Annotated in this window: 24 protein-coding genes and 1 tRNA gene; 18 read left to right on the top strand and 7 right to left on the bottom strand. The window is 39.5% G+C overall.

Annotated features, from left to right (window positions below; genetic code table 11):
- Position 1: 1 nt before the first annotated feature.
- A complete protein-coding gene (locus CVT13_RS03730) occupies positions 2–220 on the bottom strand; it encodes a hypothetical protein (protein WP_107811648.1) in 219 nt (72 codons plus the stop codon).
- 361 nt (positions 221–581) lie between these two features.
- Between CVT13_RS03730 and CVT13_RS03725 the strand changes: the two genes are divergently transcribed.
- The 18 genes from CVT13_RS03725 to CVT13_RS03640 all read left to right on the top strand — a co-directional run bounded on the left by CVT13_RS03725 (position 582) and on the right by CVT13_RS03640 (position 10,333).
- Positions 582–800 (top strand): hypothetical protein, encoded by a 219-nt coding sequence (locus CVT13_RS03725; RefSeq protein WP_107811647.1) that lies wholly within the window; start codon positions 582–584, stop codon positions 798–800.
- Between the two features lie 134 nt (positions 801–934).
- Positions 935–1,282 (top strand): hypothetical protein, encoded by a 348-nt coding sequence (locus CVT13_RS03720; protein WP_107811646.1) that lies wholly within the window; start codon positions 935–937, stop codon positions 1,280–1,282.
- Between the two features lie 62 nt (positions 1,283–1,344).
- Positions 1,345–2,151: a PD-(D/E)XK nuclease-like domain-containing protein gene (locus CVT13_RS03715; protein WP_107811645.1), complete on the top strand. Its 807-nt coding sequence runs from the start codon at positions 1,345–1,347 to the stop codon at positions 2,149–2,151.
- A gap of 32 nt (positions 2,152–2,183) precedes the next feature.
- Positions 2,184–3,239 (top strand): GTP pyrophosphokinase family protein, encoded by a 1,056-nt coding sequence (locus CVT13_RS03710; RefSeq protein WP_107811644.1) that lies wholly within the window; start codon positions 2,184–2,186, stop codon positions 3,237–3,239.
- Positions 3,240–3,241: 2 nt separating this feature from the next.
- Positions 3,242–3,724, top strand: a complete 483-nt coding sequence (locus CVT13_RS10385) for a helix-turn-helix domain-containing protein (protein WP_234411963.1) — start codon at positions 3,242–3,244, stop codon at positions 3,722–3,724.
- Positions 3,725–3,900: 176 nt separating this feature from the next.
- Entirely contained in the window at positions 3,901–4,599 is a 699-nt protein-coding gene (locus CVT13_RS03700) for a hypothetical protein (protein ID WP_107811643.1), read from the top strand.
- A 3-nt stretch (positions 4,600–4,602) separates the two neighbouring features.
- Positions 4,603–5,655 (top strand): RecT family recombinase, encoded by a 1,053-nt coding sequence (locus CVT13_RS03695; protein ID WP_107811642.1) that lies wholly within the window; start codon positions 4,603–4,605, stop codon positions 5,653–5,655.
- Between the two features lie 2 nt (positions 5,656–5,657).
- Positions 5,658–5,852 carry a hypothetical protein gene (locus CVT13_RS03690; protein ID WP_107811641.1) on the top strand — a complete coding sequence of 65 codons (195 nt, stop codon included), beginning with the start codon at positions 5,658–5,660 and terminating at the stop codon, positions 5,850–5,852.
- Positions 5,837–6,310 (top strand): single-stranded DNA-binding protein, encoded by a 474-nt coding sequence (gene ssb, locus CVT13_RS03685; RefSeq protein ID WP_107811640.1) that lies wholly within the window; start codon positions 5,837–5,839, stop codon positions 6,308–6,310. The genes CVT13_RS03690 and ssb overlap by 16 nt, the downstream gene beginning before the upstream one ends.
- A gap of 64 nt (positions 6,311–6,374) precedes the next feature.
- A complete protein-coding gene (locus CVT13_RS03680; RefSeq protein WP_107811639.1) occupies positions 6,375–7,223 on the top strand; it encodes a hypothetical protein in 849 nt (282 codons plus the stop codon).
- A 1-nt stretch (position 7,224) separates the two neighbouring features.
- Complete coding sequence (locus tag CVT13_RS10380) at positions 7,225–7,653, top strand: hypothetical protein (protein ID WP_234411962.1); 429 nt, start codon at positions 7,225–7,227, stop codon at positions 7,651–7,653.
- A 380-nt stretch (positions 7,654–8,033) separates the two neighbouring features.
- On the top strand, positions 8,034–8,237 hold the full coding sequence (locus tag CVT13_RS03670) for a hypothetical protein (protein WP_107811638.1): 204 nt from the start codon (positions 8,034–8,036) through the stop codon (positions 8,235–8,237).
- Positions 8,234–8,758: a Bro-N domain-containing protein gene (locus CVT13_RS03665; RefSeq protein ID WP_107811637.1), complete on the top strand. Its 525-nt coding sequence runs from the start codon at positions 8,234–8,236 to the stop codon at positions 8,756–8,758. Before CVT13_RS03670 ends, CVT13_RS03665 begins: the two co-directional genes overlap by 4 nt.
- A gap of 187 nt (positions 8,759–8,945) precedes the next feature.
- On the top strand, positions 8,946–9,254 hold the full coding sequence (locus tag CVT13_RS03660; protein WP_107811636.1) for a hypothetical protein: 309 nt from the start codon (positions 8,946–8,948) through the stop codon (positions 9,252–9,254).
- A 19-nt stretch (positions 9,255–9,273) separates the two neighbouring features.
- On the top strand, positions 9,274–9,522 hold the full coding sequence (locus tag CVT13_RS03655; protein ID WP_107811635.1) for a hypothetical protein: 249 nt from the start codon (positions 9,274–9,276) through the stop codon (positions 9,520–9,522).
- Complete coding sequence (locus CVT13_RS03650; RefSeq protein WP_234411961.1) at positions 9,509–9,958, top strand: hypothetical protein; 450 nt, start codon at positions 9,509–9,511, stop codon at positions 9,956–9,958. Before CVT13_RS03655 ends, CVT13_RS03650 begins: the two co-directional genes overlap by 14 nt.
- A gap of 10 nt (positions 9,959–9,968) precedes the next feature.
- Positions 9,969–10,151 (top strand): hypothetical protein, encoded by a 183-nt coding sequence (locus tag CVT13_RS03645; protein ID WP_107811633.1) that lies wholly within the window; start codon positions 9,969–9,971, stop codon positions 10,149–10,151.
- Positions 10,148–10,333, top strand: a complete 186-nt coding sequence (locus CVT13_RS03640; protein WP_107811632.1) for a hypothetical protein — start codon at positions 10,148–10,150, stop codon at positions 10,331–10,333. Before CVT13_RS03645 ends, CVT13_RS03640 begins: the two co-directional genes overlap by 4 nt.
- Here CVT13_RS03640 and CVT13_RS10375 read toward each other — a convergent pair.
- From CVT13_RS10375 to nusB, 6 genes are all read right to left on the bottom strand, one after another.
- The gene (locus tag CVT13_RS10375; protein ID WP_265094419.1) at positions 10,307–10,750 is read right to left on the bottom strand and encodes a tyrosine-type recombinase/integrase; all 444 of its coding nucleotides are present in this window, start codon (positions 10,748–10,750) and stop codon (positions 10,307–10,309) included. The genes CVT13_RS03640 and CVT13_RS10375 overlap by 27 nt on opposite strands.
- A 6-nt stretch (positions 10,751–10,756) precedes the next feature.
- The gene (locus CVT13_RS10370) at positions 10,757–11,497 is read right to left on the bottom strand and encodes an integrase arm-type DNA-binding domain-containing protein (protein ID WP_234411959.1); all 741 of its coding nucleotides are present in this window, start codon (positions 11,495–11,497) and stop codon (positions 10,757–10,759) included.
- Positions 11,498–11,697: 200 nt separating this feature from the next.
- A tRNA-Ser gene (locus tag CVT13_RS03630) sits at positions 11,698–11,788 on the bottom strand.
- A gap of 106 nt (positions 11,789–11,894) precedes the next feature.
- Positions 11,895–12,137 carry a helix-hairpin-helix domain-containing protein gene (locus CVT13_RS03625; RefSeq protein ID WP_107792775.1) on the bottom strand — a complete coding sequence of 81 codons (243 nt, stop codon included), beginning with the start codon at positions 12,135–12,137 and terminating at the stop codon, positions 11,895–11,897.
- Between the two features lie 89 nt (positions 12,138–12,226).
- On the bottom strand, positions 12,227–12,907 hold the full coding sequence (pyrF, locus tag CVT13_RS03620) for an orotidine-5'-phosphate decarboxylase (protein WP_107792776.1): 681 nt from the start codon (positions 12,905–12,907) through the stop codon (positions 12,227–12,229).
- Positions 12,904–13,299, bottom strand: coding sequence for a transcription antitermination factor NusB (nusB, locus tag CVT13_RS03615; RefSeq protein WP_021090843.1), 396 nt, complete (start codon positions 13,297–13,299; stop codon positions 12,904–12,906). Before nusB ends, pyrF begins: the two co-directional genes overlap by 4 nt.

Below are 13,299 nucleotides of genomic sequence, written 5' to 3'. Positions count from 1 at the left end.
TTTAAAATAAATATTGGTTTGCCCGAACTCTCATTTCCTCGTGCGTATATCCTCCCGTATCGCCGCTCTCTATCTGCGATATTTGCGCGTTTAGCCGCTCTTTTATCTCGTCGTCGTGCGCGCGGGACTCTTTTATGATTTCTAATCTCAGCATAATCGCTTTAAAACTCTCCGGCACGGGCAAAAACGAACTATCAACGTTATTTAGTACTAATTGCATTTTACGCCTCTAAATAATTTCTAAGATTATATCACAAAAGATTTTTAAAATATATAACTTTAAGTAATATATAAAATAACATTAAGTTATATTTAATATAACCTTTGGTAATATTCTCTCATCAAAACGGAAAACGTTTTGTAGGCTTCAAAGCAAAGCTTGACAGAGTGAGCCTCCTGCGAGTTGCAGGTTAATCACGTTTCAATCTGAAGCGTCAGTGATAGGGCGAAAAGCTATCACTCAGCACCGACCCTGATTTAGGATAGTTTTTCACAGGGTTATTAATAAAACGAAAAAGACCACTAAAATTTTAACTAAGAGCTTAAAAGAGCTTTTATTTAAAATTTATAAGGAGTATGAGATGAAAGTAGAAAACGCAATAAAAGCGATGTCAAAATATGGCGAGGTTGTGGTAGAACCACGCGAGATAAGCATAGTCATACGTGGTCGTAAGGTAGTAGCCCTAAAGCCTAATCACAAATCTGACGAGGTTTGCAGCTATTTAACTTGCGACTTAAGGGGCGAAAGTTGCGTCAGTTTTAAAAGCCTACGATCAGCCTTACAAGCCCAAATGAGGTAAACCCACTAAAAGTGGGTTTACCTCTTTAAACAAGGAGCAGTAATGAAAAAGCTAATCAAGTTTTTTAGGGTGCTTTTCAGCAATGGCGGCGAGATAAAGAACATCGCCTATTTAAATATCAAAAGGGGTTAAAAATGAGTTTGAACTATGACTTAGCGCGTGCTAAAAGCGACGTGGCACACATAAATTTAAATCAAGAATACGACGAGCTAATAACTGATATTTTGGCGGTGTATAACCTCCACCGCTACACATTTAAAAATGCACTTGGCGAAGATAGTGGCGAAATAGTTGATCTGCTTATTGAACACTGCAAAAAAGACTTTTTCGCCTACGCAGCGCTTGTCTATGTGCTATGCGTTGAAGCTGAAATGAGCAACGATGCAGTTTTAAGTTATACGGCTACTTACCAACAAACACTGAAAAAGCTACGAGAGGAGGCCCAAAGAGATGCGATACTCCACACTAAAAAGGCTTGTTGAATTTTATTATGAGCCAGGTATGACAATAGGCGAGTTTTTAGAAATTATAAAAGGACTTAACAATGCTAACAAATAAAGAATACCACGCACGCCCTGAAATATCAAAGAGTGACCTTGACCTACTAGCACGTAGCCCCTTACACTTAAAAATGAAAAACGAGCTTAGGAGTGAGCCTACAAAAGCTTTGCTCTTAGGCTCTGCGGTGCATAAGCTAGTATTAGAGCCAAAAGATTTTTCAAATGAGTTTAGCGTGGAGCCTGACGTTGATAAACGCACCAAAGAGGGCAAAGCGATCTACAACGATTTTTTAGAAAATTTAGGCGATAAAACCTCGCTTGATCTTGATATTTTTGGCTCAGCCGTAGAGATAGCAAACTCGGTTAATTCCATGCGTGAAACAGCTGTATTTTTAAGAGACGGACTAGCCGAACAAAGCTATTTTAGTGAGATAAATGGCGTTGCGGTTAAATGTCGCCCTGATTTTTATAATGAGAAAATAGGAGCAGTGATCGATCTAAAAACGACCTCAGACGCTTCGGCTACTGGCTTTGCTAGATCGGTAGCTAGTTTTAATTACCACGTGCAAGCAGCGTTTTACAGCGATATTTTAAGAAGCTTAGGCAAAGAGGTAAATTATTTCTTGTTTATCGCCGTTGAAACGAAAGCCCCTTATTTTGTAGGCTTTTATGAGCTTGACGCCGCAGCGATAGAGCAAGGTCGCAAGGCATATCTTGAACTACTAGAGCTTTACAAATATTGCCGTGAGCGTGACGAGTGGTGGGGTTATGCGAAAAAAGACGGCGACAAGATAGAGGCGGTGCAAACTTTAAGCCTACCGACGTGGAAATTTTACGAAAATACAGCGTAGATTTAGTATAATCTAGCTTTTAAAGGAAAAATATGAGCGAAAATGCAACTCCGATGTCGCGAGAAATAAACGCCGTCGGAAAATCCATAAGGGACGATACTTTTGCTGAAGAAGGTCAACAGCGTTTAAATTCATATCGAAGCCTGCATATACCTATTATGCGAGCACTAGCCACGGTCGTAAGGAATAAAAAGCTAAAGCCAAAAATTACCGCAAGGAGGCTAAAGCGTTTTTCATCGATAGAGAAAAAGCTTAAACGATTTCCGACCATGAGACTATCACAAATGCAAGATATAGCTGGCGTAAGAGCAGTTTTTGACAATATAAAAGAAGTCTATAATTTTGCAAGCGATATGCGACGAACCTACAAAAATCAGCGCAATTTTAAATTCCTTAGCGATAAAGATTATATAGGCGAGCCTAAACCGGATGGGTACCGCTCAATACATCAGATTTTTACCTATCAAAAAGGGCAATTTGAGCAAGAGAGTAAAGGACTTAGCGTAGAACTTCAGATTAGAACGCTTTTACAGCACTACTGGGCGACAGCAGTTGAAATTTTATCTTTTAAAACTAGCTCCAATCTAAAGCTCGGCGAGGGAGAGGAATATTACAAAGAGTTTTTTCGGCTGTGCAGCACCCTAATTGCACATCAAGAAAAAACGCCCATCCACAACGACTACAAAGAGCTAAATAAAGCGGAAATTATCCATAAAATCGCCAAGCTGGACCAAGAGCACAATATTCTTAAAAATTTATCGGCTCTTACTTTGACGAGTAAAAATATCCAAGCCGATACGAAAAATAAAAATTTCTACTACTACGTCATGGAGTTAAATTTGGACAGCAACCAGCTTTTTATTAGGGGCTTTAGACAAAAAGAAGCAAATGACGCTAAACTCTACTATGCTGCGCTAGAACACCGAAAAGATACAAGCAATATCGACGTAGTGCTTATATCAATAGATAAAGTAAAACAGCTAAAAGGTGCGTATCCAAACTATTTTCTAGATAGTAAAAATTTTATTAGGTTTATTGAAAAACACTATGAAGCGCTAGATAAGGTTTTATTTACAGAAAAGGAGTAATAATGGCAGATGAAAAAGAAATATATTATGACAACGAAATAGACCATGTAGTGATTGTGTCTGGCAAATATGTCGATAAAATAAAGCTAGATACAGAGCCAAAATACTCAAATTATACAAAAATAGAGGAAGAGCTAATACAAAAAGTTTCGGCGCTATACGGGTCACCTGTTGCTCCATCTAAGGGCGGAACTAAGCACATAGAGCTTAAGTCTGAAAATGGCGATGAGCTTTATGTGTTAGAGTGGCATTACGAAAAACAAAACATAGTTAAGCGTGTGTGTAAAGAGCTTGGCATCACGCAAAGAGAGTTGGCGGAGAGAATAGGAATGAGTGCGGATAGCTTGCGAACGCTAAGCGCAAAAGGGCAAATCAGCACGCAAACCGAAGCCGCCATAAATTTGGTGCTTGAAAACGAAAATTTAAAAAAGGAGCTTGAAAACTACAAAGCGTTAAGAACTGCGATAAAAACGATGATTGATTAATAGACAAAATTTCTGGCTATTAAAAAACTTAATGGCTGGGATTTCCAGCTATTAAAATTATCCACACTTTTAAAACTATTTTGTGAATAATATCTACAAAACTACTTGACAAATCTAAATAATATTGCTATATTTTTGCCAAATATTTAAATAATATCCACACAAGGGGCGAAAATATGCAAAGTTTATTTCAAACAGAGCTGGCACAAGTTGAAATTTTAAATTTCCAAACCTTTACTTCAGAATACGTGGCACAACGTTACGGCGTGAGTGAAAAGACGATCAGAGACCATAAACGCGAGCACGCAGATGAGATAGTCGAGGGCATTCATTTTGTCATAGTTAAAAACGACCGCAACCGCCCACTCATTAAATGGACGCTTCGTGGCATAATCAAGCTTGGTATGTTTATCAGAAGCAAAGAGGCTAAATACTTTAGGCTATGGGCGGAGCAAGAGCTAGAAAAAACAATACTTAGCGAGCTAGCCCAAGCAAAAGAGACTAGACAAAAGAATTTATCACTTGTTAGCCAAGTTTCAAGCCTTAATGCACTCTTGATCGACAATGCCAAACGCCACCGCCGTGAGATCAACGGCTACAAAAGCCAACTAAAACAGCATAATGAAAAGATAGTTGTTTTAAAGCACGAGCTAGAAAAGGCGAGTAACCCACGCCCAAGCGATCCTATATACGCACAGATAAAGGCAGAGCGTGACTATTACAAAGAGAGATACAACAAGCTTTCACAAAGCAAAGACGAAACGATCATTTTAAATTTAGCAAAGATACAAAAAGAGTTAGAAAAGAGCTATACAGCCATAGGAGCAGTTATGGCGTATGCTGACGGAGACGATTATTTCATAAAGAAAGGATAACAAATGAACCAAATACAACAAACTAAACCCCAAAGTCCGGCAAAGAATTTCAACAACCTGATGGCGAAATTCGCCGAGCAAAAGATGAGCGAGATAGTAGCCCTTAGCGGTGGCAGCAAAGTCAAGGCGGATAAATTCGTAACCGATTTAACCCTGCTCGGAATGGATAAGAATATTTTAGAGTGCGAGCCCATATCGGTCTTTAGCGTCGCGCTAAAAATCGCACAGGTAGGTCTATCTATCGTAAAAGAGCAAAAGCAGGCCTATATTGTGCCATTCGTGGAACAAGGTATTAAAAAAGCTCAATTACAAATAGGCTACATCGGCTGGCGAATTTTAGCTAAGCGTGCAGGATACGATATAGATGCAGAGCTGGTGTACGAGTGCGATAAATTTGAATATACCGTCGATGAAAACGGCAAAAAATTCATATTTGAAGCCAATCTAAAAGACCGCAACGAAACAGACGCCGCATGGATAAACGAGAATTTACTCGGCGCAATGGTATGGGCTAGAGACAAAAGCGGCGTAACTAGAGATTTTATCAGCGCGAAAAAGCTAAACCAGCTAAAGAATACCAACCAAGCGGTAAAAAAGGGCAAATTTTCGGCATGGACGAACTGGAGCGAGGAGATGTTTAAAGCAAAGGCCATTAAATACGTCGCTTCAAAGCTGCCAACCGATGATTTTATGCTAATGAGTGCGGTAAATGCCGAAAACGAGGCTTACAAAGACCAACCAAGAATAGAGCAGCAACCACAAAACCTAAACGAGCTTTTGAGTAGTTCGGAAAAACCGAACAGCTCAATTGGTGCAAAAAATTCACAAACTGAATACATCGAAGCTACGCCCCTTGAAGTTGAAATCGCAACTGTAAAAGAAAATTTGACAGTTGAGCCAATGCCCCTCGATCTATTACAAAGCGAACTGGTGAAACGAGGTGCAAGTGAAACAGAGGCTGAAAAATTAGTTGAGAGGTTAAGTATTGATGATGCTACTGCCTATCTAAACGACCCAAATAGCATAGACAATTTAATAGAAAATTTAAGGAACTAAAAATGAAAGCATTAGGAATTTTAAGCGCATTGTTTGCAGGGCTAAAAGGCGTAGATGATTTTCAAGGTGCGCCACAAACAAAAAAGAGCAAAGCCCACATGCCACACTCAAAAACTAGACGCACAAAAGGCGCTTACAATAGAAGCCAAAGAATAAGGGCAAACAGACGAAAGGCTAAAAGATGTTTAACAAAATAGTTTTAGTGGGACATCTCACGCGAGACATCAAGCTTAGATACACCCAAGGCGGCGCGGCGATAGGCAGCTCCGGCATTGCCGTAACCCGAAAATACACGCTAAACGGAGAGAAGCGCGAGGAAACTTGCTTTATAGACATAACGTTTTTTGGTAAGCAAGCAGAGATAGCAAATCAGTATCTCAACAAGGGATCGAAGCTGCTTATCGAAGGAAGACTTAAATTTGATCAATGGACGGACAATAACGGACAAAATAGAAGCAAGCATACGGTAGCCGTCGAAAATATGGAAATGCTAGGTGATGCAAAACAAAACAATCAAGGCTATCAACAAGGAGCGCCTAAGAAACCACAGCAGCAAAAACAGCCTCAACGCCAACAATATAGCGAGCCACAATACCCTGAATACCCAGATGTAGATAGTGACGAGATAGACGGCACTAATGAAATACCATTTTAAGTCGTAAGGTCTTTTGAATTTGGCTTTTTGTAGAATTTAGTCTAATTTTTGTAAAAGGTCAAAAATGGACGCAAGCTACGACCTGCATTTTGATTTCGACGCGGACGGCGGAGCGGACTTTTTTAAAAACGTATCCACCTTTATTGCTAGCTTAGACGAGCTAAACGTCGCTATTTGCTCCTATGTCGATAGTGAAATAACAACCCGCGTTATTTTAGAGGGCGTAGAAAATGGCTCGCTAAAAGCTAAAGTAAAAGACGTGCTAAAAAGCATAGATAGCGACAAGATAAGGAGCTACGTGAAAGACCCAAGAGACGCCATAGCCGATTTGTTGATTAAGGCTAAAGATAAACTAATAGAGCTACTAGAGGACGACCCAAAGCAGTTGCCATATAGAGCCGACGAGATAGTTTGTGAGATTATAGAGGATAGTGAGTTAAAAAATTACGGCTACAAACACAACAAGACCACTCTTTTACGGGCGATGTCAAACCTATCCCAAAGCACGAAAGGATTTAAAATGCCACCACGCATAAATTTAAAAGGCAAAGAGCGAGAAGTAAAAAGTGGTTACGAGTTTAGCGCCGACGATTTAGACGGTGCAATAGAACAAAAAAGCGAGTTTAAAGGTACTTTTATTATCAAAAAGCCAGATTTGGCTGGCGCTAGCAAATGGACTATCATAAATGGAGCTGCCATAGACGTAAAAATCATTGACGAAGCGTGGCTAAAAAAACTAAAACGCCATGAGATAGCACTAAGATATGGTGATAAGATAGCAGGCACGCTAATATCCAAATCCGTGATAGACGCCGACTTAAACGTCGTTAGCACGGATTATTATTTAGACGATATTTTGGGCATCGAAGCGCCTAAAAACACCGAGCAACGAAATTTAGAGATAAAGGAATAAAATGTATAAATGCCCTAAATGCGGAAGCACTAGAGTGGAGAAAGAGCGAATTTATATCGAAGAAGCTGAACGAGAAATCGCTACTGGCGATAGAATATGTCAAGATTGTAAATTTGTTGGTACATCTAATGAATTTAACCGAGACATATACGATCAAGAGTTAGATGATGAAATTTTCGATCATCCAAATTTGCATATACCCAAAGAAAATCTAATCAAAGCTACCTGCAAGGAGCTAAACCTAACGTATAAACAACTAGGCGAGGCGATAGGGCTAAGCGAAGGAAGCATTAAGCGACTAGCGACTAGCGACGAGATAAACACGCAAGCTATTAAATCGTGTGAAATGTTGCTTGAAATCAAAAGCCTAAAAGAACGACTATCAAACACCGAGACGCTAAAAACCGCGCTAAAAACGCTCTTAGATTGACCGACGCGCTTTTGCGTTGGTTAAAAGTCTCAAAATATTACTCAATTTTTTATAAAAAATCTCATTATAATACTAAAAACTCTTGACTTAGTCTCAAAATAATGCTATAATTCTTTTATCAAGCAACAAAATGATACTTGTTTGATAGAAAGGAGTAGCACAATGCAAAGGTTAGATTTTTTAATTCGACTCGCAATGTTGATTTATCTAATCTGCAAAATCCTTAAAATCTGGATTTAGCAAGGGGGCGAAAGCCCCTAACCCAAAACATTGTGCATACTCCTATTTTAGCAAAAGGAGCTTAAGATGAGCGAAATTTTAGAAGTTTTGCAAGTGGTACTTCTGGCATACATTGCATTAATGCTTACGAGGGGGCGCAAATGAACGCCCCTACTAAACAGAAATTTGCCGAGTATTTAGAGCTATACAAGATAGAGCCAAGCAATAGCAACGAGGAAGTGAGCTACAAGGTGCTTGACTGCGCTTATGATCTATTCTGCGCCTTGGAAGCGTTAGCAAAAAATCATAATGCGATGAGAGCCAAAATTTTAAACATACTTCAACTAAAAGGAGAAACGAAATGAATTTAGAAATTTTTAAAAACGAAAATTTTGAGATCAGAGTTGCGGTCGATGAAAATAACGAGCCGCTTTTTTGTTTAGCCGACGTTTGCAAGATTTTAGGACTTGACGGCGTTAATAAAGTTGCAAATGCGATAAAATCTGAGTTTGAGCTGGGGGAATTAAATACCGGTAGCTTTGATACCGGCTACGGCGTTAAAGAATTCACTATGATAACAGAACCGCAGCTTTACTTCGTGCTTATGCGAAGCGGTAAACCGAACGCAAAGCCGTTTAGGATGTTTGTCAATAAAGAGGTATTGCCTAGCATTAGAAAAACGGGAAGCTATACGCAAAAACCGCTTAACTCTATCGACTATCTGCAAATGCAATTAAACGTAATGCGAGAGCACGACGAAAGGCTGACGGCGATCGAGCAAAAACGTCAAAAAGACGAAAGGCGGTTTAGAAATTTAGAAAATACCGCAAAAAGAGACGAGAGCCTAAAAGAATATACGACGGCAGTCGGCTTTGGCATCTCTTAAAAGGCCTTAGCCTAGATAAAATACAATGCCAAAGGCTAGGCACTAAGGCTGCAAAAATAAGCAGAAGCGTGGGCGTGTTGATTGTAGATATTCCCGATCAGAAGCACGGCAAAGTAGGTACAAGGTACATATAGACGCGATATTTTAGAACAAGCATTTAACGAACTAAATTTTAGAGGAGCATATGATGACACATTATAAAAAATTTAAAATTTTACAAGAGCTAGAGCTTCACTTTTGTGGCGAAATGATATTTTCGCCTGAAAACGCCGCCAAAGAATACGGAGCAGCTTTTATTGATGATAAATTTAAACTTGGCAGAGATTATGAAGTACATCAAGGTTGTATATTAGACAAAGATGGAGTAAAGCCGCATGTGCCTTACGTAGTATTTACATATAAAGGCGTAAAAAGGCTTTTAAAAGTCAGTCAAAAAGCAAGAGATAAAATCGACGAGCTTTGGAGAGAGTATATCGTCGATGCAGATATGTGTTAATATCTTAAAAGGCAGTGTGATGACTTACGGCGAAGCGATTATGAACGCAAAAGATAAGATGAAGCTAGTAAAAGGCACGTTTAAGATAGGCGTGCCACTGCCACAGCGGTTAAATTACGAAAGTGCGATGAAATACTACTGCGAAAAACTAGACCGCTACTGGCTTAGTAAAATTGAACTAAGCCCAGCCTCTAAATTTTCAAAGCAAGACGTGCTACAAATATTAAAAGGTAAAAATCTAAATGGAGCGAGCGATGACAACGGCTGAGATAAAAGACGCAGCTATTTTTTTGATGGCGTATTCGTTTCTGAAAATGGATAGCACGCAGGAGCTAGGGCTATTTATCAATAAAAAAGCGAGCAAATTTATTGATGAGCTAATAGAGGCGATGACGCCAATAGTAGGACACTATCACGCTTTTAAAAGGCGGATAGAAACTCAGATAAACGCTTTGGATAACAAGGCGAGCATTGCCAAGCAAAGCTTTAGCACGACAGCGCCACAGTTAGCTTGCGATCTGCTTTATTTGCGCTTAGCGCCAAACGAACGCAAAGGGCAAAGGCTGGCGCCGATACTAGCGGAGTTTTACGCGGCGAATAAAGACAAGATAGCGTATATCTCAAACAAGAGCTGCGATACAAAATACCGCAAAGAAGCAGAGGATAGCCAAACGCTGGCTTATTTTTATATTGAGAATATTTGAAAGGATAAAAATGAGTAGTCCAGAAAAAGAAAAGCACTTGGCTGCCCTTGCAAACCTAGAGGCGTTTTGCGAGGCACACAATAAAAAAACAAAGCTAGTCGAGCAAATACAAGGTTTGCTCTTTAAATGCGACGTCCGCTATTTACGACACGCTCTGCGAGATCTGAAAGATTATATAAAGGAGAAAAAATGAGCGATAAATTTATTACTCGTGATGAAGCCTTGAAAGAGTTAGGGCTAACATCGCCTATCAGTCTAAGGCGATTAGTGCTAGCAGGCAAGATCACAGCAAGCAAGATCAACTCTAAGATAATTTATTATTCTCAAAACTCTATTTCTGCCTACAAATCAGGCAAAGCCGCCCAAACTATCTAAATAATCACTCCACCACTGCATAAGCCTAGCCCTTGCTTTTAAATTTTTGGCGTGATTGTATGCGTCTTTAACCTTGTTACTCTCAACGTGTGCGAGGCAAAGCTCGATAACATCACTATTACAGCCGTGCTTATCTATATTTTCGTTAGCGATCGTGCTAAATGTGGCCCTAAAGCCGTGTGGCGTTACCATATCATTATTAAAGCCTAAATTTCTAAGCATTGAGCGGATAGTATTATCACTAATTGGGCGTATATTTGATTTTACGGACGGAAAAATTAACTCACTTTTTAACGGCAGACGCTCACGATAGGTTTTTAGTAAATCGATAACACTTTTACTTAAAAATACTTCGTGAGCCCTTGCCGTTTTCATCTCGTCTGCTGGGATATGCCAAAGGCAATTTTCAAAATCTATCTGCGACTACTTGGCATTTCTAGCGTTTTGCCCTCTTACTGCGGTATATAGTTGAAATATCGCACACGTTTTTACTCTTATATCTCCAAAGTAATCTCTTATCGCCATTAATACGGCTCTTATCTCATCATCATTTTTTAAGTATGCAAAATGTTTTACATCTTTTTTGCCGATTAGCGCGCTTTTATCAATATCCGAGATGATATTATGCTCTACGTACTCGTGTAAAAGAGCAAATTTATAGAAGCTATTTAGTGTCCCTAACGTTTTTCGTATCGTTTCTTGCTTGTCATCGCCAAGAAGTGGTGCAAGGGCAGCAATAATATCTTTTCTAGTTATCTCTTTTATCCCCACCTCTCCAAATTTTGGCAAAAATAATGTTTCAAACCGCCTTTTTATCCAAAACTGCTGTTTCTCACTCAACTTTCCCTTTGTTTTATACCACGCTTCAAATACTGCCTTAAATTTTGTTTTTTCTGCTGTTTGAGTTAGGCTCTCACCTTGATTAAGCTTTAATCTTAGCTCGTTTCTTTTATCTCTTGCTTCGCTTAGGCTCATCTCGTCATATTTACCCAGTGTTAGGCGGTGGCGCTTGCTATTTTCTCGAAACTCATATATGAAAAATTTTGTGCCGTTTGGCATTATTTTAATTAGCAAATTATCGCCGTCGCTGACAAAATATGGCTTCTCTTTTGCTTTTAGGTTTTTAAACTGCGTGATCGTGAGTTGGCGTGAAAGCTTAGGCATTTTAGCTGTCCTTTTGGCTGACTATTATTATATTTTTAGCTACTTTTTTGGATGTGATCAGCTAAAAGTCAGCTAAAAAGTTGTGATAATAATAGTTTGTCATTGTTTATAATTTTATGTATAAAGGCTTTAAAATAACGTTAAAATCGTGGCTCAATGTTTGCAAAAGTTGATAAAAGTTTGGGATTGTTTATAAGTAGTGGCGGACAGAGAGGGATTTGAACCCTCGAGCCCCGATTAAGAGCTGCACCCTTAGCAGGGGTGTGGTTTCAGCCACTCACCCATCTGTCCATAAAAAGAAATCGCATTATAATTGAACGCCGCTGATATCTTGCTTAAATTTACATTTCACAATCGCAGACCTCAGATAGAAAATCTAAAACAAAAATTTATAAATTTAGCCCTTCCAAAGCCACCATTTTAGCTTGGCTTTGTCTGGGTGCGGCGTATTTACATAGTAGCAAATCATACGGTAAACATAGAGGATACACCTATCGCTGCCGCGTCCGAGCGCCTTTGTGCGCTCAAACATCTCGTCTGGATCTGCACCCTTTAACGAAGCAATGTCTATATAGCCGAGTGCCAGCAGATCGGCCTGCGTCGCTTCGCCAACATAGAGGATTTTCTTAAAATCACTCAAATTTAGCTCCTCACTTCGCTTTGATATCATCTTCACGCAACATTTTGTAAAAAAGCTTAGTTAAAAACCACTTCACACAAGTTCAAATTTTAAATTTGCTCCAAAATTCGTTCACAAATTTCTCTTGGATTTGCATTTTCATAAATCGGCCTGCCAACAACTATAAAGTCACTACCCTCTTGCTTTGCACTCACTAAGTTTGCTACTCTTTTTTGATCTCCAGCGCTCTCTCCAAAAGGCCTAACGCCAGGACAAAGCGTGATAAATTTCTCATTTGTAACATCTTTGATGAGCTTGCTTTCAAAAACAGAACAGACCATTCCATCAAGCCCTGATTTAAAACTCATCTGGCTAAATTTTCTAACTGAGCGAGCAAGCGTATCGTTATAAACCATCCCAAATTCACTCTCGCTAAAGCTAGTCAGTGCCGATACTGCGAGCACTAAAGGACGATTCCCAAGACCAGCTAGCCTATCCATAACTGTCTTCATCGCGCGCTCACCAGCGCTAGCATGCACATTTATCATATCTACGCCGATTTTTGAGACGACTTCAGCCGCATCTGCCATCGTATTTGGGATGTCATAAAGTTTTAGATCGAGAAAAATTTTAAAACCTTCAATCCCTTTTAGCTCTTCTATAAATTTTGCCCCATCCCTAAGATAGCTTCTAAGCCCTACTTTTAGCCAAAGATCAAGCCCTTTTAGCTCGCGAGCAAGGGCTAAATTCTCTTCGCGACTAGCCATATCAAGTGCGACACAGAGCCTCACAGATCGCCCTTTAGCTTATCAAGTACACCGTTTATAAATTTTGGTGCCTGATCACTTCCAAGTTCTTTCGCAAGCTCAATCGCTTCGTTTATGATGACAGCCTTATCAGTTTGGCTAAATTTCATCTCATAGAGCCCAAGTCTAAGGATGGCTAGTTCAGTCGCACCAACCTTACTAAAATCGCCGTCTTTTAGATATGGTTTTAAAATTTCATCTAGTTTTTCTTTATTTGCGAGCACCTCTTTAAAAGTCTGCTGCGCCTCACTTTTTCGCTCGTTTCTTATCTTTTTCTCTTCTAAAAATTCCTCTTCAAATGCAGCAGTTACCGGATTTATCTCGTTTGAGTATAGTAGCGAAACGACGGCCTGCCTAACCTGATGACGAGTCGCCAT

Source organism: Campylobacter concisus (assembly GCF_003049085.1).
Classification (GTDB): Bacteria; Campylobacterota; Campylobacteria; order Campylobacterales; family Campylobacteraceae; genus Campylobacter_A; species Campylobacter_A concisus_H.
Note: the sequence above shows the minus strand (reverse complement) of the source record. Positions and strands in the feature narration are given on the sequence as shown.